This window comes from Streptomyces lushanensis (genome assembly GCF_001700515.1).
In the GTDB taxonomy this organism is placed as follows: domain Bacteria; phylum Actinomycetota; class Actinomycetes; order Streptomycetales; family Streptomycetaceae; genus Streptomyces; species Streptomyces lushanensis.
Genome location: NZ_MAUD01000720.1, coordinates 584 through 823 on the forward strand (window position 1 = coordinate 584; position 240 = coordinate 823).

The following is a 240-nucleotide window of genomic DNA, read 5'->3' on the forward strand; positions in this document are numbered from 1 at the left end:
CGGTGCTGCTGCCGGGCCCCGACGCCCTGCTGGCGCCGGAGTGGGTGCCCTGGAGCGAGCGGCTCAGGCCCGGCGACATGGGCCCCGGCGATCTGCTGCCCACGGAGGCGGAGGATCTGCGGCTGGAGCCCGGCTACTCGGGCGAGGACGTGCCGCCGCCCAATTCGGTGCTGGCACCGGACGCGGTGACTCCGCAGAACCTCGCGGACCTCGTGGAGGCCGAGGACACGGAGCCGGCGG

Annotated in this window: 1 protein-coding gene; it reads left to right on the plus strand. The window is 75.8% G+C overall.

The annotated features are described in order from the left end of the window. The coding region (locus BFF77_RS37680; RefSeq protein WP_141698634.1) for a DUF3027 domain-containing protein at nucleotides 1–240 on the plus strand (240 nt) is incomplete at both ends.